We start from the raw sequence: 23,232 nt of genomic DNA on the forward strand, positions 1-23,232 counted from the left end.
TCCGGCCGCGCCCGCTGTCACTCGGTGCACACCTGCTTGAAGTCGGCGTTCACGCGACGAATTCCCCGGTGCACCGTGTTCGGCGGCGGGGACGCGGGGTTCCGCCTCGGACCGAGCCGGGACCAAGCTTGGCGGCTCGCTCTTCCGCCGGGGTCCAGCCGGCCAGCCGGCCGGTGCGGCGCCGGATCAGCCCGGCCGCGGCGAGGTCGGCCAGCACGCCCTCGGCGTCGGCGACCGGCACGTCGGCCGCGTCGGCGACCGCGCTGGTCTCCGCGATGCCCTTGACCACCACAGTCTGCAACAGGTCCCTACGCATGGATGCTCCGTCCGGCGGTGGCCCAGCCGTCCAACAGCCGGCGCAGGTGGTCGTCGGTGTCGTTGCCGGCGTCGGCGGTGGTCGCGGACCGGCCGGCGGTGACCGTCCCGGCGGCGCCGTCGATGCTGATCTCGGTGCCCTCGGCCAGCTCGCGGCCGCCCATCCGCACCCGCCGGGCGGTCAGGTCGATCTCCAGCCCCGTGGCGCCGCACACGCACGGGACGCCCAGCTCCCGGGCGACCACCGCGGCGTGGCTGGTGACCCCGCCGGCCGCGGTCAGCACGCCGGCCGCCAGCAGCATCGCCGGGAGGTCCGCCGCCTCGGTGAACGGACGGACCAGGATGACCGGCTCGCCCCGGCCGGTGAGCTGCTCGACGGCGGTCGCGTCCAGCGCGATGCGGCCGGTCGCGGCGCCCGGTGACCCGGCCAGGCCGCGGCAGAGCAGCCGGTCAGCCGGCGTCGCGGCGATCGTGCGCCACGCGCCGGCCCCCTCGTGGCCGGCCGCGCGGCGGGCCGCCTCGGCGCGGCTGATCCGCCCCTCGTGGGCCAGGTCGACCGCGATCCGCCGGGCCGCCCGCGGGGTGCGCTTGCCCGGGCGCACCTGAAGCAGCCACAGCACGCCGCGTTCCACGGTGAACTCGATCTCGCACATGTCGGTGAGCTCGCGTTCGAGCCGGTCGGCCGCGGCGGTCAGCTCGGCGTACCGGCCGGGTGCGGTCCGGGCCAGGGCGCCCAGCGGCTCCGGGGTCCGGACGCCGTCGACCAGGTCGGGGCCGCGGGCGGCGGCAAGGTACTCCCCGGTGGGGCCGGGCGCCCCGGTCGCCGGGTCGCGGGTGAACAGCACGCCGGTGCCGGACAGGCCGGCGGCACGCCCGTCCACCATGGTCTGCACCACCACGGCGGTGCCGGAGGCATCGTCGAGGCCGCGCCTGCGGCGGTAGGCGACGGCACGCTCGCTGCCCCAGGAGCGCAGCACCGCCCCGATCGCCGCGTCCAGGTCGTGCCACGCCTGCTCTCCGCCCAAGCGGCCGACGTCGAGGACGGTGTCGAGCATGCCGGGCATGGACTCCGGTGCGCCGGAGCGCACCGAGACGGTGAGCGGGTCCGGGCCCGCGCCGAAGCCGCGCCCGGCGCGCCGGGCCAACTCCTCGACCTCGGCCCGGACAGGCGCGCGCAGCGCCGGGGACAGCCGGCCGGCGCGGTGGCCGCGTACCGCCGCGGTGGTCAGCACGAAGCCCGGTGGGACCGGCAGCCCGAGGCGGGCCATCCGGACCAGCCCGGCGCCCTTGCCGCCGAGCAGCGCCGGGTCTGGCGCAGATCCGAGAACCGGTCCGGGACCGTCCGGGAACCGGTGCAGCGGCGCGGTCACCGCGCCGCGACCAGGCGGGTGACCAGACGGTACAGGTCGGCGACGGTCTCCGTGCGGGTGACCTCGTCGGTGTCAACCAGCTCGATGCCGTAGTGCTGTTCCACCACCAGCAGCATCTCGATCGCGGCCAGCGAGTCCAGGCCCAGCCCGTGGGCGAGCGAGTCGTCCATCCGGATGCTGCGCCGCATGCGCTTGGCCTGGAGGTAGGCGTCCTCGAGCACGGTCAGGAACTCGCCGGCGCCCGGCGCGCGTGACTCAACCTGCGGGTTCGACATGCACGTCCCCACTTCTCCCATCGATGGTGATCATGTCCCCGGTCCGGAGCGCGGCGGCGTCCGCGTAGCCGACGACCGCCGGGATACGGTGCTCGCGGGCCAGGATCGCGATGTGCGACATCTCGCTGCCGCGCTGGGTCAGCACCCCGTCGACGAACCCGAGCAGCGGCGCCACGTCCGCGTCCGCGGAGGCGCAGACCAGCACGCACGGGCCGTCCTCCGGCATGTCGTCGGCGGAGGTGACGACCACCCCGGTGACCCGGCCGGGTGAGACCCCGCGGGCCAGCCGGCGGGCCTCGGCGCCCCAGGGCACACCGACCGCGCCGGTGAGGTCGAGGTGCTCGGGCATCGGCGCGTCCACCGCCCGCAGGCACTCCTCGCGGCGCTGTTCGGCGTGCTCGAGCAGACCCGGCTCGCGGTGCGCCCGCCGGAACTCCTCGATGGTCAGGTACGGCCAGCGGCCCCCGGGCAGGCGCCACGCGGCGGCCAGCTCCGGCAGGATCCGCCGGTGCAGGTGCAGCAGGCGCATGACCACCGACTTGGAGTGCTCCCGGGCGGCCATCATGTCGCCGATCATTCGCGCCGTGCCCTGCACCAGCCGGCGTCGGACCGGAGGCAGCATGCCCCACAGCGCCTCGTCCAGCTCCAGCACGCCGTCCGGGCGGGCCCCGGCGCCGGTCGCCGGGGACGAGTGCCGCACCACGAACCGCTGCCACGGGTCGTCCGCGTCGGCCACCTCGTAGAACGACGAGCCGAGGAACTCGCCGGGCGCGAAGTCGCCGGGCGTGCCGACGGCGTCGTACATCCGACTCCAGACCAGCTCGCGGGGCCGGTTCAGCCACGCCTCGGCGCCGCCCGCCCCGGGCACCCGCCGGTGCAGCTCGCGCTGCGCGACGGTCATCGGCACGACGCAGCTCGTGGTGACGATGTGCGCGGCCCACCCGTCGGCCAGCATCGGCTCGGCGCGCAGCAGCACCTCGTACATGCCCGCCTCGCTGCCCCGGCCGACCGCCCGGCGGGCCAGGTCCTCCAGGACCGTGACCTCCTCCTCCAGGCGGTTGATCGTCTGGTTGAGCCGGCCCCAGACGCGCAGCATCCGGGGGATCGCCGCGTACCGACGCACCGCGCCCTCCCGGCCGTGCGAGCGCACCGGCGGCGGCTCCACGCCCTCGAAGTACGCCTCGGTGACGTCGCGCGGGAAAAACCCGCGGGAAAATGGCCCGGCGAGGTGGGAGTAGGCGGAGAGGTTGTGGTACGGCCGGCAGCCGAAGTAGCCGAGGAAGAAAATAGTGGCTGCCCTCGGCCCACGGCACCGTGCCCCACACCTGGCGGACCAGGCGGCGGGTGCCCCGCTCCATCGGGGTGCCCACCAGCGACCACGACATCGGGGACAGCCGTTGTGGGGCGACCTCGCCGAGGTTGCCGGCCGAGTAGATTCGGAAGTCCGGGTGCGGGTCGACGTCGATCGCGGGGAAGCCGGTTCTCATCGCATCCCTCCGGTCAGCCGGGAGCTGTGGTGGGTGAGCGCCTCACCGGTGGCCTCCAGATATCCGGGCGGGCAGGCCGGCGCGCCGCCGGGCAGCTCGGCCAGCACGCCGCGGTCCACGTCGAACCAGGGCTCGGTGTAGTCCAGCAGCGGCCGGGGCAGCCCCACCCGCGGCCCCAGCCAGCGCTGCGCGAACCTGACCGGGCCGGCGTCGACGATCCGGGGCAGCCGCCGCCAGGGCCGGCAGACCCCGGTGAACACCTCGGCGACCGACGGCTCGGCCGGGTCGAACCAGGTCCAGGTGCGCCCGGTGGCGGGCTCCCGCACGGCCCGCACGACCAGCTCCGCCGCCGTGGTCACCTCACCGGCGTACGACGGGAAGTCGCCGCGCCGCGCCAGGTGCACCGGGTAGCCCTGCAACAGGCAGGGCACCGCGGCCAGCAGACCGGCCCGGCCGTCCAGCCCGGGGCGGGTACGGCCGCGGCCGAGCAGCGGGCCGAAGCGCAGCACGGTCGACGGCACGTCGGTGGCCTCGCGGACCAGCGTCTCGGCGTAGTATTTGCCGTACTCGTACCAGTTGCGGAAGGTTTGGCCGACGTAGAGTTCGCGGTTGCCCACCCGGCCGTCGGCCCGGCCGAACACCAGCAGGGACGAGACGTGCACCAGCCCGGCCAGGGCCCCGGCCTGCCGGGCGAACGCCAGCACGTTGCGGACGCCCGCGGCGTGCAGGTTCACCGCGTCGTCCGGGCCGGCGCCCCAGTCGACGCTGCCGAACGCGCTGACCACGTGGGTGGTCTCGGCCAGCAGCATCGCCCAGTCGCGCTCGGCGAGACCGAAGCGGTGCCGGGACACGTCCCCCGGCGAGTCCCTTGCCGGCCGGCGCCGCCCCGGTCCGGGACAATTGCCACGACCTGCTCGCCGGCCGCCTCCAGCGCGGCACACACCTCCGCGCCGAGGTATCCGGACCCACCTGCCACCAGCACCGTCATCCGGGGAACCTCGCCATCGATCCGTTGCCGGCCGGGTCGTCCCGCAGGTTGGGCGCGGCGCCGAAGATGAGGCGGGCCAGCACGTCCACGCCCACCGCGGGCAGGTCCTCGCCGAGCAGGTCGGCCAGCACCGGCCGGCTGAACACCCGGTCCAGGCCGATGTAGCGCAGCCCGATCAGGGCGTTGCGCGCCGACGGGCCGAGGGGCAGCACCCGCTCGGCGTTGAGCGAGCTCCACAGCAGCGCCCGCGCGCCGACGGTCACCAGGCGCGGCTCGCCGCGGTGCCGCTGCGCCCCGGCGGTCCGGGCCGCCGCCAGCAGCCCGCGCAGGCTGGGCGCGGTCTCGCCCAGGCCGGCGTGGCAGATGACCGGCCCGGACGGCGGGGCGGCGCACGACCGCGCGCACCAGCCGTAGCAGCGTGCCGGCGGCCACGTCGCGGGGCAGCGCGTCGACCCGGGCGTCGCGCATCGCCGGGAGCACGTTGCCAGGCAGGTCGCTCCACCGGTCGGCCAGCAGGTAGAGCGAGTTGCGGCGCAGCGTCCGGCCGGTCCGCGAGTCGCCGACCAGGGCGGGCATCCGGGCGATCAGCACCGGCGCCGGGCCGCCCGGGTCTGCCGCGGCGCTGAGCAGCCGCTGCTCGGCCAGCCACTTCGAGCGTTCGTACGCGGTGCGGTCGCCGGCCGGCGGAACGGGCCGTTCGGCGATCTCCCCCACCGCGCCGCCGGCCACGTAGACCGATCCGGCGTGCACGTACGGAATCACGCGGCCGCCCCGCCCGGCGAGTTCCCGGGTGAGCTGGTGGCCGTGCGCCGCGCCGAGGGCGTTGACCGCGTACAACTCGCGGGAACTCGCCACCCAGTTCGTCTCGGCGGCCAGGTTGACCACGGCGTCCACCCCGGTCAGCGCCGCGGGATCCAGGCCCCACATCGGCCGGCGGACGTCCCCGGCGACCACCTCGTCGGCCTCGCCGGGGCCGAGCGCGCGGGGCGAGCCGGGGCGCCGGACGGCGACCAGCCGGAGATCGTGGTCGTCCGCGGCCAGCGCCCGCAGCCCGGCGCCGAGCTGACCGGTCAGGCCGGCCACGAGCAGCCTCACGGGGTCACCGCCACGTCCGCGTCGTACGCCGCGAAGTCCGGGGTCAGCCCGCCGGCCACCAGCTCCCACATCACCTCGTCGCTGCCGCCGCCCAGCCGGGCCATGCGCACGTCGCGGTACATCCGGGCGAGCGGTGTCTCGTCCTCCAGGTAGCCCATCCCGCCGAACATGTGCATGCACTCGCCGACCACCTCCTCGGCGAAGCGGGCGGCGGTGACCTTGAAGGCGGCGATCTCCCGGGTGCCGAGCGCGGGCGTGCCGGGCGCGCCGGCCGCAGCGCCGTAGACGCCGTGCCGCAGCACGGTGAGCCGGGCGGCGAGATCGGCCAGCCGCAGCCGTAACGCCTGGTGCTCCAGCAACGGCCGGCCGAACTGGGTACGGCGGTGCAGGTGCGCGGTGGCCAGCTCGATCGCGCGCAGGCTGAGCCCGGTGAGCTGGGCCGCCGCGGCGAACCGCTCGAACGTCAGGGCATGGGTGGCGACCACCAGGCCCAGTCCGGGCCGGCCGAGCAGCGCGGTGGCCGGCACCGACGCGTCGATGCCGATCCAGGCGGTGCTCAGCGACGACAGGCCCAGCCGGCGCAGCGGCTTGATCACCCGCATGCCGGAGGCCGGCACGCAGAACAGCCCCAGCTGCGGCGGCGCCGGGTGCTCCTCGGTGGCGGTGCGCGCCAGGACCAGGGCGAAGTCGGCGACCGGGCCAAGCGAGACGAACTTCTTCTCGCCGCGGATCCGCCAGCCGCCGCCCTCGCGGCGCGCGGTGGTCCGCACGCCGGACAGGTCGGAGCCGCCGGTCGGCTCGGACGCCGCGATGCAGCCCAGCTGACGGCCGTCCAGGACCTGCTCCAGGGTGTCGTCGAGCTGCGGGTTGCCGCCGTGCCGGCGCAGCGCGGCGACGATCGGCTCCATCGCCAGGGTGCAGCCGATCGCCACCCCGCCGGCGCCGGAACGAGCCAGCTCCTCGGCGAGGATGACGCTGCGGACCGGGTCGCCGCCCGGTCCACCCTGCCAGCGCTGCCGGACGAGACCGGCCGCGCCGAGGGCGGCGAACGCCGCGCGGGGGAAGGTGCCGCTGAGCTCGGCCTCGGCGAACAGCGGCACGATCCGCTCGCGGATCACCGTGCGGGCGTGCTCGCGGAAGTCGTCCAGCTCCTGCGTCGTGCTCATCGGACCGCCTCCGCCGCGGCGCCGCTGTCGGCCAGCACGTCGCCGGTCAGCTCGCCGGCCAGCACCCGGGTCCACATCAGCCGGCGGCGCGGTTTGCCGCTGGAGGTGAACACGAGCGTGGACGGCGGCACCTGCACCACCCGGACGGTGACGTCCGGCCCGACGATGCTGGTGACCCGGTCCAGCACCTCGTGCTGCCGGCCGCCGAGGCCGGACTCGGTGGCGATCAGCACGGTCGCCTCGGCGCCCAGGTACCCGGCCAGCACCACGGTGCGCCGCCACGGGAACACGATGTCCTCGGCGAGCACCTGCTCGATGTCCTCGACGTAGAGATTGCGCCCCCGCACCTGCATGCTGTCGCCGATGCGGCCGAGGACGTACACGTCGCCGCGGTACCGGAACCCGGCGTCCGCGGTGCGCAGCCGCCCGCCGGTGAACCGGGTCGACCCGTCCGGCGCAGCGCCGAGGTAGCCGAGCGCCACGCTCGGCCCGGACACCTCGATCTCCCCGAGGTGACCCTCGGGGAGCGGCACGCCGTCGGCGTCCAGCACGTCCACCGCCACCCCGGCCAGCGGGGGCCCGCAACTGACGTGCCACACGTGCTCCGCCGGCTCGGCCGCCGTCCCGTCCAGCTCGGCCTCGCCGAGGACCTCCACTGGCTGGCCGAGCCGGACCGGGCCGGGCCGCACGGCCACCATCACCACCGGCCGGCCGTACGGCACGCCGGTCACGCCGAGGGTGGCCTCGGCCAGGCCGTAGCCCGGCTGCATCGCCGAGGGGCGCAGCCCGCACGGGGCGAGCAAACCGAGAAATCCGTCGAGCGTCTCTCGGCGCACCCGTTCCGAGCCGGTCACCACCACGTCCACTCCGGACAGGTCGAGACCGGCCACGTGCGCCGGGCGCAGCCGGCGGGCCAGGTAATCAAAGCCGAAGTTGGGCATCGCCATCACCTGGCCGCCGCCATCGTGGTACTGCCGCAGCCAGGACAGCGGCGACCGGATGAACTGCTCGGGACGCATCAGCCCCTGGTCCGCCTGGGCCAAGACCGGGGCGAGCAGCCCGCCGATCAGCCCCATGTCGTGGTGCAGCGGCAGCCAGGACACGCCGAGCGAGGCGCCCATCCGGGTCCAGTCGCGGATCATGGCGATGTTGGTCTCGAGGTTGTCCCAGCCGATCCGGGTCGCCCGGCTGGCGCCGCGGGAGCCGGAGGTGAACTGGAGCAGGGCCAGCGACGCGGGGTCCCGGCGGGGCGCCGGCCGGTCGAGCCCGTCGTCCGGGCCCGGCGTGACGATCCGGCAGGGCCGGCCGGCCCGGCCGGCCGCGGCCCGCAGGTCCGCGGCGAACCGCTCGTCGCAGACCGCGGTGGTGGCGCCCGCCGCGACGGCCCGGGCCACGTGGTCCAGCCAGGACTCCCGGTCGGCGAAGGGCACCGCGGGCGAGAGCGGCGCGGGGGTGCCGCCGGCGTGCAGGACGCCGAAGAACGAGCTCACGAAGTCCGGGCCAGTGTCGTGCATCAGCGCGACCAGCTCGCCGGGGGCCAGCCCGGACAGCTCGGCGGCGCGTCCGCGCACCCGCCGGGCCAGCTCCGGGTAGGGCACCCGGTCGGCGCTGCCGTCCGTCCGCAGGAAGCGCAGTCCCCGGTCCGGGCGCGGATCGGCCAGCCAGTCGAGCAGCCCGACCCGGGCGCCGGGGCTAGTCATGCCCGGCCACCGGCACCGGGTTGGCCAGCGACCGGCGGATCGCGCCGCTGACCAGGCGCGCCCGGTAGACCCGGTATCCGCCGCGCAGGCAGGCGTAGAGCACCGCGCCGCAGACGAGCCCGGCGACCGGGTGGAACACGGCGACGACTGAGCTGTGCTTGACGTACTCGCCGAGCTTCCAGAGCCGCTGGTCGGCGAGGCGCTGGACGCGGTCGCGCCCGGGCTCGGCGAAGTTGCGCAGCAGCCGCGGGTAGCAGAGCAGGTGGATCACCGCGCCGGCGGCGGCGAACCCGAGCCCCCACCAGCCGGGCCGGGCGACCGCGAGCACGGCCACCGGGACCAGCGCGGCGAAGCCGGCCAGGGCGGCGACCCGGAACGCGCCCGGGGCGCCGATGCGCACCGCGAGCGTCCGGTTGCCGGCCGCCGGGTCCTTCTCCACGTCGCGCAGCGCGGCCAGCACGTTGTTGGAGACGCTGGCCAGCAACAGGTACGTCAGCACCAGCAGCGCCTCGCCGACCGGCCCACCGCCGGCCACCACCCACGCCACGGCGGCTGGCACACTCTGCGGCAGCGCCACGGTCAGCGAACCCCAGATGCCGTAGTCCTTGACCTTGGAGTATGCCGCGGACAGCACGATGCCGGCCAGCAGCAGCACGGCACCGGTCAGCAGCCGCCCGGTGGTGCGGGCGGCGAGCACCAGCCCGACGGCCGCGACCAACACCCCGGCGCCGGCCGCCAGCCACGCCTGCCGCAGTGTCAGCAACCCGCTGGGCAGCGGCAGGTAGGGCGCGGTGACCGCGTCGCCGTCCGCGTCCAGGATGTCGTTGACCACGAACATCGCGCCGTTGAGCGCGACCACCGCGACCACCAGCGCGATCATCCGTGGCCACCCGAGCAGCTGCGGATCGGCCGCGATCCAGCCGATCAGCGCGGCCCACGTGGCCAAATTGGACAGAAAGGTCCGCGACATCCACCAGGCCGCCTCGACCCGCAACAGCGAGTGCCGTACCCCCATGTCAGCTTCCTCGTCTCGTGGTCGCCGCCCGGGGCAGGACGACCGTCTTCACCGTGCTCATCTCGGCCATCGAATAGGCGATGCCCTCCCGTCCGATCCCGCTGCGGCGCACGCCGCCGAACGGGATGTACGGCGAGTCGAAGTTCGGGCCGTCGTCGAGCGCCACCGCGCCGACCCGCAGCCCGGACGCGATCTCCAGGAAGGCCGGGAAGTCGCGGGTGAGCACCCCGGCCTGCAGCCCGTACGGCGTGCTGTTGGCGACCGCGACGGCGGCCTCCGGACCGGCCACCCGGATGACCGGCGCGACCGGGCCGAACGTCTCGTGGGTGACCAGCTCGCTGCCCGGGTCGACGTGGTCCAGCACGGACGGCGGCACGACCGCGCCGCGGTGGCCGCCGCCGACACGCAGCACCGCGCCGTCGCGGACCGAGGCGTCGATCCGGCCGGCCACCGTGGCCGCGGCCTCCGCGGAGATCAGCGGGCCGACGTCGGTGCACGGGTCCGCCGGGTCGCCGCACCGCAGCCGCTCGACCCGGGCCACGAGCAGCTCGACGAACGCGTCGGCCACCTCGTCGGCGCAGATGATCCGCTTGACCCCGCGGCAGGACTGCCCGGCATTGCCGCACGCGCCGGCCGCGGCGAGCCGCGCGGCCCGCTCCAGGTCGGCGTCGGCCAGCACGATCAGCGGGTCGTTACCGCCCAGCTCCAGGTGCAGCTTGCGCATGCCGGCGGCGCGGGCGACCGCCTCGCCGGTCGCCACGCTGCCGGTGAACGTGACCATGTCCACGGCGGGGTGGCCGACCAGCGCCGGCCCAACCGTGCCGGGCCGGCCGGTGACCACCGCGAGCATGGTGTCCGGCAGGCCGCTGCCGTGCAGGATCTCGGCCAGCGCGAGCGCGCTGAGCGGCGCCTTCTCCGAGGGTTTGAGCACCACGCCGTTGTTCATCGCGAGCGCCGGGGCGAGCTTGACGACGACCTGGTTGAGCGGGCGGTTGAACGGGGTGACCGCGGCGACCGTGCCGACCGGCTCGCGCATCGTCAGGGCCAGCCGCGGGGTACCCCCTGCGGTGATCTCGATGGTCTCGCCGCGGATCCGCCGGCACTCCTCCGCCGCGACGCGCAGGTTGGCGGCGGCCCGGTCCACCTCGGTCCGGCTGTCCCGCGCGCAGATCCCCGCCTCGGCGGTGATGAGATCGGCCAGCTCCTCGCGCCGGGCGGCGACCGTCTGCGCCGCCGCGCCCAGGATCTCCGCCCGCTGCGCCACGTCCAGGCCGCGGTCGTAGCCGGCGACGGTCTCGACCGCGCGCCGCACGTCCCCGGCGTCGTCCTCGGCGACCCGGCCGGCCACCCGCCCGTCCCACGGGCTGCGCACCTCGAGCGTCTCGTCGCCGCACCGGCGGCCGTGCAGCATCATGGCGTCGCCGCCCACGGCTGCACCACGGCCGCGGACGGCGCGACGTGCCCGGTGACCGGCGGCCGTCCGGTGTCCAGGACCTGCCGGACACCCTCGGCGACCCGCTGCCGCGAGCTGAGCTCGGACTCGGCGGAGTAGAACGCCCGGTGGCATGCTGACCAACACGTTGGGCAGGCCGAGGACGCGGCGGTACGGGTCAATCCACCGCGGGTCCTCCGGCACGAAGACGTCGAGTGCGCGCCGCCGATGACGCCGGTGTCAGCGCGTGCGCCAGCGCCTCGGCGTCACCAGCCCGCCCGGGCGGTGTTGACCAGCAGCGCGTCCGGACGCATCCGGCCCAGCGCGTCCGCGTCGATCAGCCCGCGGGTGTCCGGGTCGAGGGGGCAGTGCAGCAGCACCACGTCCGACTCGGCCAGCAGCTCCGGCAGTTCCGTCTTCCGCACGCCGTAGCCGAGCATCTGATCCGCGTGCACGAACGGGTCGGCGGCGAGCACCCGCTGATAGAACAGCCGGAGCCGGGCCGCCACCGCCCGGCCGATCCGGCCCAGGCCGATGATGCCGGCGGTCCGGGTGCCCAGCCGGCGCGGCGCCCCGCCGTGGTGGATGTCGAACCGGCCGCCGGTCAGCCCCGTGTGCTGCGGCACCAGCCGGCGTTCCCAGGCGAGCACCATGGCCAGGGTGTGCGCGGCCACCTCGTCCACGCAGTAGTCGGGCACGTTGAAGCCGACGATGCCACGCTCGCCGAGCAGGGCGGCGTTGAGGTTGTCGGTGCCGACGCCCTGCCGGGCCACCACGCGCAACTGCGGCCCGGCCGCGTCGAGCAGCTCGGGTGTCACCGGGCAGCGGTAGACGATCAGCGCCGCGGCACCGGCGACCGCCTCGTGCAGCGCGGCCGGCCCGCGGAAGGGGCCGATGCGGGCGCGGACGGCGTCGCCGTACACGGCCTCCTCCACCGTGGGGGCGCCCCAGGCCGGGTCGGTGTAGACCACCGCCGGGGTGGCCGCGGCGGTCATCGGGAGCCCGCCGGGTCGTACCACTGGGTCGTGTCGGAGACGAGCCGGCGCAGCGACGACGCGCCCAGCGCGGCGGCCTCTCGGCGGGTGTCCCCGGCGACCTTGCCGCCGATGCGCAGGGCGAGCACGGTGGAGCGGCCTGCCTCGAGCCGGGTGAAGCCGTGCGGCACGAACGGTTTCACGTACAGCGAGTCGTCGGGTTGCAGGATCGCCTCGTGGACCGTGCCAGCCGACTCCCAGCACAGCCGCACCGGGTCCGGCCCGAGCACGAAGCAGTACTGGTGCAGCCCGGTGCGCAGGGTCGCGGCGGCCGGGTCGCGCCCGGTCACCTCGAGCTCAAGAGCCCGCGAGTTCGGGCAGAGCAGGGTGCCGGCCAGCCCGCGGACCCGGTAGGCGACCGGCTCCTCGGCCGGCCAGGACCAGACCGGCGCGGCCGACCGGGGCATCTGGCACACTCCGTTCTCCTCGTCGCCGCTCACCGGGAGCAGGTCGCGCACCGGCACGCGCAGGGCCGCGGCCAGCGCCGCCAGCTCGTCGGGGGCCGCGGCGGCCCGGCCGGCCAGCAGGTCGGCGAGGCGACCGGCGGGCACGCCACTCGCCTCGGCCAGCCGCGCCGCCGGGGTCATGGTGTCGTCGAGGTGCTGCCGCAGGGCCGCCGCAGCGGCACTGTGGTCGTCCGGCCCGGCGCCGGGGTCGTCCGGCGCGTACCGCTCGGCGAGGTCCGGGCCGAGCGCGGCCAGTTCGTGCTGGGCGTCGCCGAGCAGCCGGCCACCGTAGGTCAGCGCCAGGATGAGTCCGGAGCCGCCGGCCCGGTAGGCGAAGCTGTGCGGCGCGTACGGCAGCCCGGCGACCGAGTCCCCGGTGACCGTCTCCACGCAGAACCGCCGCCCGGCCCAGGCGTAGTAGTAGTTCACCGCGCCGACGAAGTAGGTGAACTGGTAGAGGAAGTGACCTGCGTTCCACTGCACTGCCGGGTTGTCTGGCCGGTTGTCGGCGACCGGCTGGAGCATCCGGATCCACTCCGGGCGGAACATCGCGAGCCGGCTCATCGCGGTGTCGCGGTACTCGTAGTAGTCGGCGCCGCCGCGTTGGAAGATCCGGCTGGTCGCGACCGACTCGGCGACCCGGCAGATCCGCACGCCGTGCGGCGCGTCGTCGTGCACCGGCAGGAAGTCGCGCTCGTTGACCGGCCACACCTCGACGGCCCGGCGCAGCAGCTCGGCCGGCAGCTCGCGGTCGCCGCGGATGACCGCGGCCAGCACGTCGGGCGCCACGCCCAGGTCGGCGGCGGCGGCCTCGGTGGTGCGCTTGAGGTCGTTGATGATGCCCCGGAAGGTTGCACCCGCCCGGCGGCGGAAGGCCGGGTCAGACATCGCCGCCTCCACCGGTGAGCACGGCCGGGAGCAGTTCGCAGGCGCGCCGGTGGCCGAGCGCCCCGCGCCCGGCGGCCCGTTCGGAGTAGCTGGTCACGTCGTCGGCAGGTTGGCCCCGGCCGGCCACCGTCACCGGGACCGGGTCGGCGCTGTGGATGCCCAGCCGCCACGGGGTGGCGTGGTCGCCGGTGACGATCACCGTACCGCCGTCCCCGACCGCCGGCAGCAGCCGACCGAACAGGTGTTCATCGAGCCTGCTCAACGCGTCCGCCTTGCCGTGCGGGTCGCCGTCGTGGGCGGCCTCGTCCGGCCCCTTGACGTGGACGTAGACCACGCCGGCCGGGTCGGCGACCAGTCGTTCGGCGAGCTCGGCGTAGTAGTCGGGGTCCGGGCGTCCGGCCGGTTGCCGGGCATCGGCGTAGTCACCACCGGCGAGCCGGGCCAGGCCGCGCTCCGCCGGAATCTGGCCGAAGACGGTGAGCGTCCGGCCGTGCCGCTGGACGAACGGCTGCAGCTCGGGCAGCCGGTCGCCGCCGTCACGCAGGATGATCCGGTTCGCGGCCGGCCGGCCCGCCGCGCGCCGCCCCTTGTTCACCGGCGTGGCTTCCAGGAACCGCCGCGCTGCGCGCGACGAACGCGTTGACCAGCTCGGCGGTGCGCCGGGCGGCCGGGGTGTCCGCCAGCGGGCGGCACGGCAGTGGCGCGGCGGCGTGCTCGCGGCGCGGCACACCGAATGCGCCAACCCGCTCGTACTGCGGGTCGGTGCTGGTCACCTCGCCGCTGAGCGGTTCGCCCGGATGGTGGAATGCGATGATGCCGCGGTGCCGGCCGAACCCGGTGATGTCGAAGCCCGCGCCGAGGTCGGCCAGCGACACCTCGGCCCGCACGGCGGCCAGCAGGTCCTGCAACTCGTCGTCGGACAGGTCGCGTGCGGTGCGGCGGTCGAGCCGGCCGCCGCCGGGATCGTGGCTGGCCATGTTGAGCCGGAAGCAGACCGTGGCGACGCCGGAGCCGGGCTGCAGGAAGCCGATGCCGAAGCCCTCCAGCGGCCCGCGGCCGGCGTAGTGCTCGACCGGGTCGTAGCCGAGCAGCGCGAGCGCGCCGGAGTCGGACTCGGGCGGGATCTGGTCGTCGATGACGGTCAGCAGGCCGTTGCGCCCGCGCGCGGCCAGCGCGTCGAGGTGCGGCAGGTGCGCCTGTTCCAGCGGGGTTGGCGAGCCGGCGACGGGCTGGTCCGCGGCGCCGCACAGGGCGATGAGGTAGATCTTGTCAGCCAACGTGACGCTCCGGGGCGAAGACGGGATGGGTGGCCGGTAGGTCGCGGACGACCCGGGCGGTGGCTGGGGGCACCAGGTGGTCCCAGGCCAGCCCGTCGCGCAGCCGGCGGCGCAGATCGGTGCCGGAGGTGACCGTGGTGTCCCGGCGCCAGAGCACCTCGGTGCGCCAGCCGTGCGCGCGGAACCGGCGCAGCTTCTCCTCGCCCCAGCCGTCGTAGATGGTCAGCAGGACGGTGGCGTTGGCGGGCAGGTAGTGGCCCAGCCGCTCGGGGAAGCTGTGCGGGAACGGCACGACGCGGAACGCGGTGTCCGGCAAGCCGCTGTCGCGCAGCGCCCCGTCCACCATCGACAGGCGTTCGTAGAAGGTGAACGGGTTGGCGTGGCCGGCCTCACGGTGCGGCGCGGACGGCTCGGACCGCACCTGCCACGGGTCCGGGTTGGTGATGCCCACCACCAGGGTGCGGCAGCGTCGGGCGGCGGCCAGAAGGTACTCCAGGTGCCCGAGGTGCAGGGGCTGGAACCGGCCGTGCGCCGACGCGACGTCCACCACGTCATTCCGGTCGTCGGTCATGTCAGGACATCTCCATCCGGGGTGCCCGCCGCAGGGAGAGGGCGAGCAGCGTGGCGAGCACGGCGGCGCCGCAGCCGGCCAGCAACGCCGCCCGGAAGCCGTCGCTGAAGGACTGCGGGCTGTGGTAGCCACCGGCGGCGGCGAAGACCGCGCCCAGCACCGCCACGCCGAGGGTGGTGCCGATCTGTCGGAACGTGGTGCCGGCGCCGGAGGCGATGCCCTCGTAGCGCTCCGCGACGCTGCCGAGGATGACCCGGGAGATCTGCCCGAAGAACAGGCTCGCCGCGACGCCCATCAGCAGCAGGCCGGGCAGCATTCGTGGATAGGCGGTGTCCGGGGTGACCGCCAGGGCGAGGGCGAGCAGCCCGGCCGCCTGCAGGGCCAGGCCGGCGGCGAGCACCCGGGCACCGCCGATGCGCCGTGACAGCTTGCCGGTGAGCGGCGCGATGAACACCGGCAGCGCCGCGGCCGGCGCGATCGCCAGCCCGGCCTGCAACGGCGAGTAGCCGAGCCGGTCCTGGAAGTACTGGGTGGCCAGGAACATGGCGCCGAACAGGCCGAAGGTCATCAGCAGGTACAGCGTGACGGCGGTGGCGAAGGCGCCGCGGCGGAGCAGGGCGGGCGGCAGCATGGGGTCCGCCGCGCGCTGCTGGGACACCACGAACACCGGCAGCAGCGCCGCGGCGGCGACCAGCATGCCCCACACCGTCGGGTGCGCCCAGCCGAGGTCGTTGCCGTTGATCAGCGCGAACACCAGCGCCAGCAGGAAGGCGCTGCTGAGCACGACGCCGCGCAGGTCGAGCCGGTCGCGCGGGCCGTGACTCTCATCGATCCGGAGCCGGGCCAGCGGCAACAGGACCGCGGCGATCGGCAGGTTGACCAGGAAGATCCACTGCCAGGGCGCGTACGTGACGACGAGGCCGCCGAGGACCGGGCCGATGGCGCTGCCGATGCCGCTGATCCCGCTCCACGCGCCCAGCACCGCGGCGCGGCGAGCTCGCGGCGTGGCGTGCGCGACGATGGTCAGCGCGAGCGGGGAGACCATCGACGCGCCGAGCCCCTGCACGGCGCGGGCGGCGACCAGCGCCCAGACCGTCGGGGCCAATGCCGCGCCGGCCGAGGCGAGCACGAACAGCGTCAGGCCGGCGAGGAAGACCCGGCGCCGGCCGAACCGGTCACCGAGCGCCGCGCCGGAGAGCTGGAAGACCGCGTACGTCAGGGTGTACGCGCTGACGACCCACTGCAGGCCCTCGATGCCGGTGCCGAAGGTGTGCCGGATCGAGGGCAGCGCGGTGACGACCACCAGGTTGTCCACGGCCACCATGAAGGCGGCCACGGCGGAGAGCAGGAACGGCGCGGTGAACAGCCGATGCGATCCCTCCGGGCGCGCCCTGGTCACCGTCCCCGCCATCCGCTTCCCCCCTTCGCGGCGTCCTCGACGGCCGCCTCGGCCCACCTTCGGCACCGCGTGGAACGCCGTCAAGGTCGCCTTCACGTTCATGCCGCGGCCGGCGTCCGTCCACGATGGACGGCCGCGGTTAACGTCACGGTAACCGTCCGGCGGGTCCGGGAGGTGGCAACTTGCTGCACGTTCCCGGGCCCCCGAGGTCACTCGGCGACGAAGGTCCGGCCGGTCCAGCGGAACACCACCAGCCCGTCCGGCGCCACCGTCCCGTCGCGTTCGAAGTGCTCGTACCCGGCCAGGTACGGCACCTTGATCTTGTCAGTGGCCCCGGGCACGCGCTGGCGACGCAGCTTTTCGGGCAGGGTGGCCGGCCCGCCGCGCAGCAGCGCGTCGACGACCGTGGGTGCAGAACCGAGCTGAGCGTCCATGAGATGGCCTCCATCGGATGTGGTCAGGGGTGGGTGGGTGCTCCGGCGGGCGCCGCTGCCGGCCGGTTCCGGTCCAGGAACTCCGCGATGCCCTCCCGGATCGCCGCGGCGACCTCGGCGCGCCCCTCGTCCAGAAAGAAGTGGCCGCCCGGCAGCACCCGCAGCCGGCTGCCGCCGTCGGTCACGTCGGCCCAGGCCCGCGCGGCCGGCACCGAGACCCGCGGGTCGGCATCGCCGGTCAGGATCGACACCGGGCAGCCCAGCCGGGCGCCGGGCGTCATCCGGTACGTCTCCACCGCGCCGTAGTCGGCGCGCAGCGCGGGCAGGATCATCCGGACGATCTCCTCGTCGTCCAGCAGGCCGGCGCTGGTGCCGCTCAGCTCGCGCACCTCCTGGATCAGCCCGGCGTCGGAGCGCCGGTGCACGTCGTCCGGCCCGGGCACGGCCGGCCCGCGCCGCCCGGAGCAGACCAGGCCGAGCAGGTGCGTGGCGTCCGCGCGTTCGATGCGCTGCGCCACTTCGAAGGCGATCACCGCGCCCATGCTGTGGCCGAACAGCACGGTCGGCCGGTCCGGCACGCCGCACGCCGCGAACACACCGTCGGCCAGCTCGCCGATGGTGCGCAGCGCGGGCTCCGCGCGCCGGTCCTGCCGCCCCGGGTACTGCACGCCGACCACCTCGAAGGTGGCCGACAGCTCCCGGGCGAGTGGCCGGAAGTAGGTCGCCGAGCCGCCGGCGTGCGGCAGGCAGAGCAGCCGCACGGCCGCCGGGTTCGCCGGACCGAGGGGCCGCAGCCACAGGTCGGCGCTCACAGCGGGATGTTCCCATGGTGGCCGCGCCCGCCGGGGGCGCCGGCGAGGGCCTCGGCAACCCGCAACCGGGTCTGCGCCGGGTCGATCACCTCGTCCACCACGCCCAGGTCGAGCCCGCGGGCGACCCCGCCGGAGACCCGTTCGTGCTCCTCGTTAAGCCGGGCCAGCAGGCCGGGGCGGTCCTCCTCGGCCACGGCGGCGAGCGTTCGCCGGTGCAGGATGCCGCCGTACGGCTTGCGGGTCACCAGGGTCACCAGGGTCACCCGCGGCACCACCGCCTCGCCGAAGGCGTACAGCAGCCGGGCGAGCCGGGCCGACACGTCCCGGGGGTCCGGGGCGGACGGTTCGGCGGCCGGCGCCGCAGTGGTCAGCACGGTCATCGATGCCCTCCGGGCGGATGTGAGGTGGACGGGTGGCCGCCGGCGGCAGCGCCACCGGGGACGGGCGGCGCGGCCACGGTCCGGCCCGGGCACCGCCCGCCCCAGACAACAACAGCCGGACATCCGGCGGAACATCGGCGCAGGAAGTTGTCATCTCGCGCCGCCCCGACCAACCCAATCATTCGAATCCTGACCGATCGGTCAGCGGAAGCGGACCGACGCGACCACTTGGGGGGCATCGACGGCCGCCCCTATCAGCTATGCTGGTGCGCGTCCGCCGGGCTGGTCAAAAGCGATGTGCCGGGCGGTCTGCCGAGTTAACAGAATCGACATCCAACACCCCACAATTGGGAAAGACGCCGCCGGGTCCAGGTCACTAATCTGGCATGGTCCTGCCACACTCGAATCGCGGGGGTCCTTGATGCGGGCATCGAACGTCAACAGTACGCGTCACCAGGAGACCAGGACATACATGCCGTCGCACCTCGAAAGCGCTCGAATCAATTCCGATCATGAGGACGACGTGGACGACAGCCTACACCAGGCGCAGGAACTGATCCGGCGGGCCATGTCGACACGCAACCGCTACAACCGGCAGATCCGGCATCTGCCGGGGGACGACACGGCGTTCCAGGGCGCCGTCGACGAGATGATCACCAAGGCGCAGCGGGAGGTGCTCTGCGTGCTCTCGGCCCGCGAGCTCTGCCCCAACCGCCGGCCGGGCACGGTCCGCCTCCTGCAGCGCGCCGAGCGGCGAGGAGTGCAGGTCAAGGCTTTGCTGCCAGCGCCGGTGGCGGCGACCGACGCGGCGGTGATCCGGGCGGTGAGCGGTCAGCCGGGATACCGGACGCGGGAGCTGCCGGACGAGAACCTGGTCATCGCGGACGGGCGGGAGGCGGCGCTGCGGACCCCGCACCGGGCGGAGGAGCCGGCACAGACGCTGCTGGTCTCGGTGCGGTCCCTGGTGCACGTGCTGCGCACCATGTTCGGCGTCACGTGGAGTTCCGGCGTGCCTCTCGGCGACATCCTCAATGTCCACGAGAAGTTGCGCGAGGAACCCGCGAGATCGGTGATCGCCAGTCTCAGCGCCGGCGATAAGGATGAGGTCGGGGCCCGCAAGCTCGGCATTTCCGTGCGGACATACCGGCGACACGTCGCGGACATCATGCGTGAGATGAACGCCAATTCGCGCTTCCAGGCCGGGCTGCGCGCGGCCGAACTGGGCATCATTATCTGACCGGTCGTCCTCCGTCATTTCGCACTGCCAAATTCCGAACCGGCGAACCGCACCGAAACGGCCCTTCCGCAATGCGCATCAGCCGTTCGGGCATTACCGTTCAGTAGTCCGGGAACTCTGTGTGACGCCCGGCCGGCCGGCCCGGGGAATACGCTTCTCCGGCCGGCCGTGCGCCGTCAGGCCATGCTCACGTCGGCGGTCCGGGCACGCAGCTCCATCCGGGCGCCCTTTGCCGGCAGCGTCGAGACGCTGCGGCTGCGGGTGCCCTCCGGCCCGGGCTCGGGACGCCGCAGCTCACAGTGCTTGAGCACCTCGCGGAAGACCGCCTTCATCTCGATCAGCGCGATCGACGCGCCCAGGCAACGGATCCGCCCGCCGCCGAACGGGATCCAGGTGTAGGTCCCGGGCTTGGCGCCCAGGAAGCGGTCCGGCTTGAACGCGTACGGGTCCGGGTAGAGTTCCGGGTCACGGTGCAGCAGGTAGGCGCTCGCCCACAGCAGCATCCCCGGCTCGAACCGCACCCCGCCGATCTCGATCGGCTTCATCACCGTCCGCGGGATGATCTGCGGGATCGACGGGCGCAGCCGCAGCACCTCGTTCACCGTGGCGGTCAGGTACTCGTCGCTCACCCCGGCGTCCAACTCGGCGACCAGCCGCTCCCGGGCCTCGGTGTGCAGGCTGAGGTACTCGAAACCCCAGGCGATCGCGGACGCGGTGGTCTCGGTGCCGGCCAGGAAGATGGTCATCATCTCGTCGCGCAGCTCCACCTGGGTCAGCGGGGAGCCGTCCTCGTGCGTGATCCGCAGCAGCACGGAGAGCATGTCGTCGCCGAGTTCCGCGTTGCGCTTGTGCTCGGCGACCGCGTCGGCGATGAGTTTGTCTGCGCGTTTGCGCAACTCGAGGAACTCACCCAGACCGATCGGCTTGATCCGGGCGAGCATCCGTACGGTACGCGGCGACATCTTGTGGATCAGCGCCGCCGAGCCCATCCGGTTGTTGAACTTCATCATCGCGATGAGGACGTCGAGCAGCTCGTCCCAGTTGCTCGGCCCGCTCCCGCCGAAGATCACCTCGCGAATAACGTTCAGCGTGAACCGGTGGATCAGCGGGTGCAGCTCCACGACCCGGTCGCGCGGCCACTCGGCGATCTCCTCGACCGCCCGCCGGTCGATGGACTCCTCGATGCGCTGCAACGCCTTGCCGTGCATGCTCGGCATGAGGATGCGGCGGCGCTCCTTGTGCTCGTCCTCGTCCAGCCAGGCCAGCCCGGTCTGGCCGGTGAACTTCTCGATCGTGGCGGAGCCGTTGCCGGTGTGGAGCACATCCGCCGGCGCCATGAACATCTGCTTGATGTCTTCCGGGTCGGACAGCACGTACAGCGGCCGCGGTGGGATCCGGATCCGCAGCGCGAACCGGCTGCCGTACTGCTCGCGGCACTCCTCCACGAACCGGTCCGGCCGCTTCCAGTAGCGCAGGATCTGTTTCACCACGTGCGTCGTCGGACCGGGCAGTGCCGACGCCGGCATCGCCGCCCGCCGGGTCGTCCGCTCCGACTCGGCCGGCTGCGGCGCGGCCGCCGCCGCGCCGTGGCCGACCGGGCACTTGGCGGCCTCGGGAACATCCATCTCGGTCACCCTCTCCTCATCCATGGGGGTCATGTCACGCAGTGCCGCTCGTCTCGGCGGGCACAGAGCTCGGTCCAGCGCGGGCGCCGGTGGTCGTCGACGGCGATGAGCGGTGAGCCCCGCGGCGAGGCGCAGCCCGCCATGAGAACCACGCGGTTGTGAGGCGCCGACGTCGGCGTACGTCGAGGCACCGCCGCGACGACCGGCCACGCCCAAGGCCCAGGCCGATCTGCCGGCACATGCTCATCATCGCCGTGCCGGTGGCGAGGTGCCGGGCCGGCAGGGCCAGCGTGGCCGCCGCGGACAGGCTCGGCAGCACCAGCCCGGAGCCGATGCCGGCGACGATCCCGGCAGGCAGCACGGTCCGGGCTTAGTCCGGTTCGGCACCGGTCGCCAGCGCCCACCACACGCCCCCGCCGGCGAACAGCAGACTGCCGGCCAGGCCCGAGGCCCGCGGCCCGTACCGGGCGGCGAGCAGCCCGCCGGGCACCGCCACCAGCGCGGCCATCAGCGGGCCCGGGGCGGTCTCCAGCCCGGCGCGCAGCACCGAGTGCCGCCAGACCGAGGTGAGGAACAGCGTCGAGGCGAGGATCATCGCGCCGAACCCGGCGAAGAACAGCAGGGTCGCCAGGCCGCCCAGGGCCAGACCGGATGCCCGGGATGGCCGGCTCGATGACCGGCGCGGGATGTCGGGCCGCCCGCCAGGCGCTGACCGCCGGGCCGAGCGCGCCGGCCGCGAACAGCCCAACGATCCGCGGGCTGTCCCAGCCCCACGCCTGCCCCTGGACGATCGCCGCGACGACCGCGGCCACCGTGGCGGCCAGCACCGAGGCGCCCAGCACGTTCGGTGCCCGGCCACGGGCGTCGCGAATCTCCGGCAGCGTGCGCAGCGCCAGCACCACCGCCAGCACGCCGATCGGCAGGTTCACCAGGAACACCCAGCGCCAGCCTGCCTCCACGAGCAGTCCGCCGACCGGCGGCCCGAGCGCCGCCGCGGCGCCGCCCATCGCGGCCCACAGCCCCACCGCCGTGCCTCGCCTGCCCGCCGGGTACAGCGGCAGCATCAGGCCGAGCGAGCTGGGCAGCATGAGCGCGCCACCGGCGGCCTGCGCGACCCGGGCCGCGACCAGGACACCGGCCGACGGCGCGGCGGCGCACGCCGCGGACGCCACGGTGAACAGCGCGAGGCCGCACACGAAGGCCCGCTTGCGGCCGGAGCGGTCCGCCCACCGGCCAGCCGGCATCAGCAGGGCGGCGAAGGCGATGGCGTACGCGCTGAGCACCCAGGACAGGTCGGCGAGCCCGGTGGACGGGAACGACCGTTGCAGGTCCGGGAACGCGATGTTGACGATGAACAGGTCCAGCGAGGACACGAAGACCCCGACGAGCAGGACCGCGACGGGCAGTCCCCGGCGCCGCACGCCGGTCCCGGTCTCGGTGGCGGCCCGGCTCATGCGCCCAGCCACCGTTCGGCCACCGCGACGGTCTGGTCGACCGCCGCCTCGATCAGCGCGAAGTGGTCAGCCGGTACCTCGGCCTGCTCGCCGGCCACCTCCCAGGCCGGCCAGTGCTGCCCGGCGGCGCTGGTGGGCAGCGGCTCGCCGGCGCGGATCAGCAGGCTGCGGGCGGTGACGCGGGCGGCCGGCCGCTCGGCGAGCAGGCGCATCCAGGTGCCCATCGCCAGCCAATTCGCTTCGTCCACGGCGATGCCCTGGTCCCCACGTTCCAGGATTTCGGTCATCACCATCGAGAAGACCCGGTTGCTTGCCCGCTCGTCCTCCGGCGTCGGCGTGTCGATCATGATGATCCCGGCCGGCGCGGCGCCCGACTCCTCCAGCCGCGCGGCCACCGCATGCGCGACCACCCCGCCGATGGAGTAGCCCACCAGAACGATCGGCGCGTCGCCGACCACCCGCCGGATCGACGCCACCACCAGGTCCACGGCGGCCGACCAGGACGCCGGGGCGGGCTCGTCGCCGCGGAAACCGGGCAGCGTGCAGGCGTACACGTCGCGCCGGCCCTCGAACCGGTCGGCGAACCGCATGAACTGGTGCGGCCCGGAACCGACCACGAACGACGGGACGCAGACCAACTTGGGCCGGTCCGCCCCGGCGGCGCCGCCCGAGGCGAGCCGCACCGCGTACCCGTCGCCGTCGCCCAGCTCGGCCGGCGACGTGAAGCTCGGCCGGAACCGGGACGCCTCGATCAGCAGCGGCACGGCACCGGCGATCCGGCTCTCCGCGTGCGCGTGGCGCAGCAGCGTGCTGAGCGTGCCCTGACCGTCCG

General features: G+C 74.6%; 22 protein-coding genes and 3 pseudogenes. 1 reads left to right on the forward strand and 24 read right to left on the reverse strand.

Annotated elements, in window-relative coordinates:
- Positions 1–49: 49 nt before the first annotated feature.
- From MCAG_RS04700 to MCAG_RS04795, 20 genes and pseudogenes are all read right to left on the reverse strand, one after another.
- Positions 50–316 carry a hypothetical protein gene (locus MCAG_RS04700; protein ID WP_007071828.1) on the reverse strand — a complete coding sequence of 89 codons (267 nt, stop codon included), beginning with the start codon at positions 314–316 and terminating at the stop codon, positions 50–52.
- A complete protein-coding gene (locus MCAG_RS04705; protein WP_007071829.1) occupies positions 309–1,685 on the reverse strand; it encodes a PEP/pyruvate-binding domain-containing protein in 1,377 nt (458 codons plus the stop codon). Before MCAG_RS04705 ends, MCAG_RS04700 begins: the two co-directional genes overlap by 8 nt.
- Entirely contained in the window at positions 1,682–1,960 is a 279-nt protein-coding gene (locus MCAG_RS04710; RefSeq protein ID WP_036372363.1) for an acyl carrier protein, read from the reverse strand. Before MCAG_RS04710 ends, MCAG_RS04705 begins: the two co-directional genes overlap by 4 nt.
- A complete protein-coding gene (locus MCAG_RS04715; protein ID WP_198141501.1) occupies positions 1,941–3,083 on the reverse strand; it encodes a PEP-utilizing enzyme in 1,143 nt (380 codons plus the stop codon). The genes MCAG_RS04710 and MCAG_RS04715 overlap by 20 nt, the downstream gene beginning before the upstream one ends.
- A 360-nt stretch (positions 3,084–3,443) precedes the next feature.
- Positions 3,444–4,298 (reverse strand): SDR family oxidoreductase, encoded by an 855-nt coding sequence (locus tag MCAG_RS04720; RefSeq protein ID WP_036372365.1) that lies wholly within the window; start codon positions 4,296–4,298, stop codon positions 3,444–3,446.
- 133 nt (positions 4,299–4,431) lie between these two features.
- A complete protein-coding gene (locus MCAG_RS33385) occupies positions 4,432–4,698 on the reverse strand; it encodes a hypothetical protein (protein ID WP_036372366.1) in 267 nt (88 codons plus the stop codon).
- A 172-nt stretch (positions 4,699–4,870) separates the two neighbouring features.
- Positions 4,871–5,599: pseudogene (locus MCAG_RS36115) on the reverse strand (SDR family oxidoreductase); the annotation flags it as partial.
- Positions 5,527–6,696 carry an acyl-CoA dehydrogenase family protein gene (locus MCAG_RS32170; RefSeq protein WP_007071833.1) on the reverse strand — a complete coding sequence of 390 codons (1,170 nt, stop codon included), beginning with the start codon at positions 6,694–6,696 and terminating at the stop codon, positions 5,527–5,529. The pseudogene MCAG_RS36115 and the gene MCAG_RS32170, both read right to left, overlap by 73 nt.
- Positions 6,693–8,396 carry an AMP-binding protein gene (locus tag MCAG_RS04740; RefSeq protein ID WP_007071834.1) on the reverse strand — a complete coding sequence of 568 codons (1,704 nt, stop codon included), beginning with the start codon at positions 8,394–8,396 and terminating at the stop codon, positions 6,693–6,695. Before MCAG_RS04740 ends, MCAG_RS32170 begins: the two co-directional genes overlap by 4 nt.
- Positions 8,389–9,411 (reverse strand): UbiA prenyltransferase family protein, encoded by a 1,023-nt coding sequence (locus MCAG_RS04745; RefSeq protein WP_007071835.1) that lies wholly within the window; start codon positions 9,409–9,411, stop codon positions 8,389–8,391. The genes MCAG_RS04740 and MCAG_RS04745 overlap by 8 nt, the downstream gene beginning before the upstream one ends.
- Before the next feature lies 1 nt (position 9,412).
- Positions 9,413–10,840, reverse strand: a complete 1,428-nt coding sequence (locus tag MCAG_RS04750) for an aldehyde dehydrogenase family protein (RefSeq protein WP_007071836.1) — start codon at positions 10,838–10,840, stop codon at positions 9,413–9,415.
- A 269-nt stretch (positions 10,841–11,109) separates the two neighbouring features.
- Positions 11,110–11,838: an NAD(P)-dependent oxidoreductase gene (locus tag MCAG_RS04755; RefSeq protein WP_007071837.1), complete on the reverse strand. Its 729-nt coding sequence runs from the start codon at positions 11,836–11,838 to the stop codon at positions 11,110–11,112.
- Entirely contained in the window at positions 11,835–13,211 is a 1,377-nt protein-coding gene (locus MCAG_RS04760; RefSeq protein ID WP_036376372.1) for a hypothetical protein, read from the reverse strand. Before MCAG_RS04760 ends, MCAG_RS04755 begins: the two co-directional genes overlap by 4 nt.
- The gene (locus tag MCAG_RS04765) at positions 13,204–13,806 is read right to left on the reverse strand and encodes a hypothetical protein (RefSeq protein ID WP_036372370.1); all 603 of its coding nucleotides are present in this window, start codon (positions 13,804–13,806) and stop codon (positions 13,204–13,206) included. Before MCAG_RS04765 ends, MCAG_RS04760 begins: the two co-directional genes overlap by 8 nt.
- Positions 13,748–14,488, reverse strand: coding sequence for a hypothetical protein (locus MCAG_RS04770; protein ID WP_036372372.1), 741 nt, complete (start codon positions 14,486–14,488; stop codon positions 13,748–13,750). Before MCAG_RS04770 ends, MCAG_RS04765 begins: the two co-directional genes overlap by 59 nt.
- Entirely contained in the window at positions 14,481–15,059 is a 579-nt protein-coding gene (locus tag MCAG_RS04775; RefSeq protein ID WP_157547886.1) for a nicotinate-nucleotide adenylyltransferase, read from the reverse strand. Before MCAG_RS04775 ends, MCAG_RS04770 begins: the two co-directional genes overlap by 8 nt.
- A gap of 1 nt (position 15,060) precedes the next feature.
- Entirely contained in the window at positions 15,061–16,458 is a 1,398-nt protein-coding gene (locus tag MCAG_RS04780; protein WP_157547888.1) for an MFS transporter, read from the reverse strand.
- 209 nt (positions 16,459–16,667) lie between these two features.
- Positions 16,668–16,892, reverse strand: coding sequence for a DUF5988 family protein (locus MCAG_RS04785; protein WP_036372374.1), 225 nt, complete (start codon positions 16,890–16,892; stop codon positions 16,668–16,670).
- Positions 16,893–16,915: 23 nt separating this feature from the next.
- The gene (locus MCAG_RS04790; protein ID WP_007071842.1) at positions 16,916–17,704 is read right to left on the reverse strand and encodes a thioesterase II family protein; all 789 of its coding nucleotides are present in this window, start codon (positions 17,702–17,704) and stop codon (positions 16,916–16,918) included.
- Positions 17,701–17,925, reverse strand: a pseudogene (locus MCAG_RS04795) (acyl-CoA carboxylase subunit beta); the annotation flags it as partial. The pseudogene MCAG_RS04795 and the gene MCAG_RS04790, both read right to left, overlap by 4 nt.
- Before the next feature lie 631 nt (positions 17,926–18,556).
- On the opposite strand from MCAG_RS04795, the gene MCAG_RS29515 reads away from it, so the two are divergent.
- Positions 18,557–19,321, forward strand: a complete 765-nt coding sequence (locus MCAG_RS29515) for a TrmB family transcriptional regulator sugar-binding domain-containing protein (RefSeq protein ID WP_157547890.1) — start codon at positions 18,557–18,559, stop codon at positions 19,319–19,321.
- Positions 19,322–19,497: 176 nt separating this feature from the next.
- On the opposite strand, the gene MCAG_RS04805 is transcribed toward MCAG_RS29515, so the two are convergent.
- The 4 genes and pseudogenes from MCAG_RS04805 to MCAG_RS04815 form a co-directional block, all read right to left on the reverse strand.
- On the reverse strand, positions 19,498–20,970 hold the full coding sequence (locus MCAG_RS04805; protein WP_157547892.1) for a cytochrome P450: 1,473 nt from the start codon (positions 20,968–20,970) through the stop codon (positions 19,498–19,500).
- A gap of 346 nt (positions 20,971–21,316) precedes the next feature.
- On the reverse strand, positions 21,317–21,541 hold the full coding sequence (locus MCAG_RS34420; RefSeq protein ID WP_232290082.1) for a hypothetical protein: 225 nt from the start codon (positions 21,539–21,541) through the stop codon (positions 21,317–21,319).
- Positions 21,542–21,683: 142 nt separating this feature from the next.
- Positions 21,684–22,400, reverse strand: a pseudogene (locus MCAG_RS36120) (MFS transporter); the annotation flags it as partial.
- A partial coding sequence (locus MCAG_RS04815) for an alpha/beta fold hydrolase (RefSeq protein WP_036372379.1) occupies positions 22,397–23,232 on the reverse strand: 836 nt, incomplete at its 5' end. The pseudogene MCAG_RS36120 and the gene MCAG_RS04815, both read right to left, overlap by 4 nt.

This window comes from Micromonospora sp. ATCC 39149 (genome assembly GCF_000158815.1).
In the GTDB taxonomy this organism is placed as follows: domain Bacteria; phylum Actinomycetota; class Actinomycetes; order Mycobacteriales; family Micromonosporaceae; genus Micromonospora.

What these genes read in the sequence shown, in the direction of transcription:
- MCAG_RS04710 (WP_036372363.1), bottom strand. Translation starts at nt 1,960, where the DNA reads ATGTCGAACCCGCAGGTTGAGTCACGCGCGCCGGGCGCCGGCGAGTTC.
- MCAG_RS04805 (WP_157547892.1), bottom strand. Translation starts at nt 20,970, where the DNA reads ATGGATGAGGAGAGGGTGACCGAGATGGATGTTCCCGAGGCCGCCAAG.
- MCAG_RS04785 (WP_036372374.1), bottom strand. Translation starts at nt 16,892, where the DNA reads ATGGACGCTCAGCTCGGTTCTGCACCCACGGTCGTCGACGCGCTGCTG.
- MCAG_RS32170 (WP_007071833.1), bottom strand. Translation starts at nt 6,696, where the DNA reads ATGAGCACGACGCAGGAGCTGGACGACTTCCGCGAGCACGCCCGCACG.
- MCAG_RS04775 (WP_157547886.1), bottom strand. Translation starts at nt 15,059, where the DNA reads ATGACCGACGACCGGAATGACGTGGTGGACGTCGCGTCGGCGCACGGC.
- MCAG_RS04740 (WP_007071834.1), bottom strand. Translation starts at nt 8,396, where the DNA reads ATGACTAGCCCCGGCGCCCGGGTCGGGCTGCTCGACTGGCTGGCCGAT.
- MCAG_RS04745 (WP_007071835.1), bottom strand. Translation starts at nt 9,411, where the DNA reads ATGGGGGTACGGCACTCGCTGTTGCGGGTCGAGGCGGCCTGGTGGATG.
- MCAG_RS04700 (WP_007071828.1), bottom strand. Translation starts at nt 316, where the DNA reads ATGCGTAGGGACCTGTTGCAGACTGTGGTGGTCAAGGGCATCGCGGAG.
- MCAG_RS04755 (WP_007071837.1), bottom strand. Translation starts at nt 11,838, where the DNA reads ATGACCGCCGCGGCCACCCCGGCGGTGGTCTACACCGACCCGGCCTGG.
- MCAG_RS04760 (WP_036376372.1), bottom strand. Translation starts at nt 13,211, where the DNA reads ATGTCTGACCCGGCCTTCCGCCGCCGGGCGGGTGCAACCTTCCGGGGC.
- MCAG_RS29515 (WP_157547890.1), top strand. Translation starts at nt 18,557, where the DNA reads ATGCCGTCGCACCTCGAAAGCGCTCGAATCAATTCCGATCATGAGGAC.
- MCAG_RS34420 (WP_232290082.1), bottom strand. Translation starts at nt 21,541, where the DNA reads ATGATCCTCGCCTCGACGCTGTTCCTCACCTCGGTCTGGCGGCACTCG.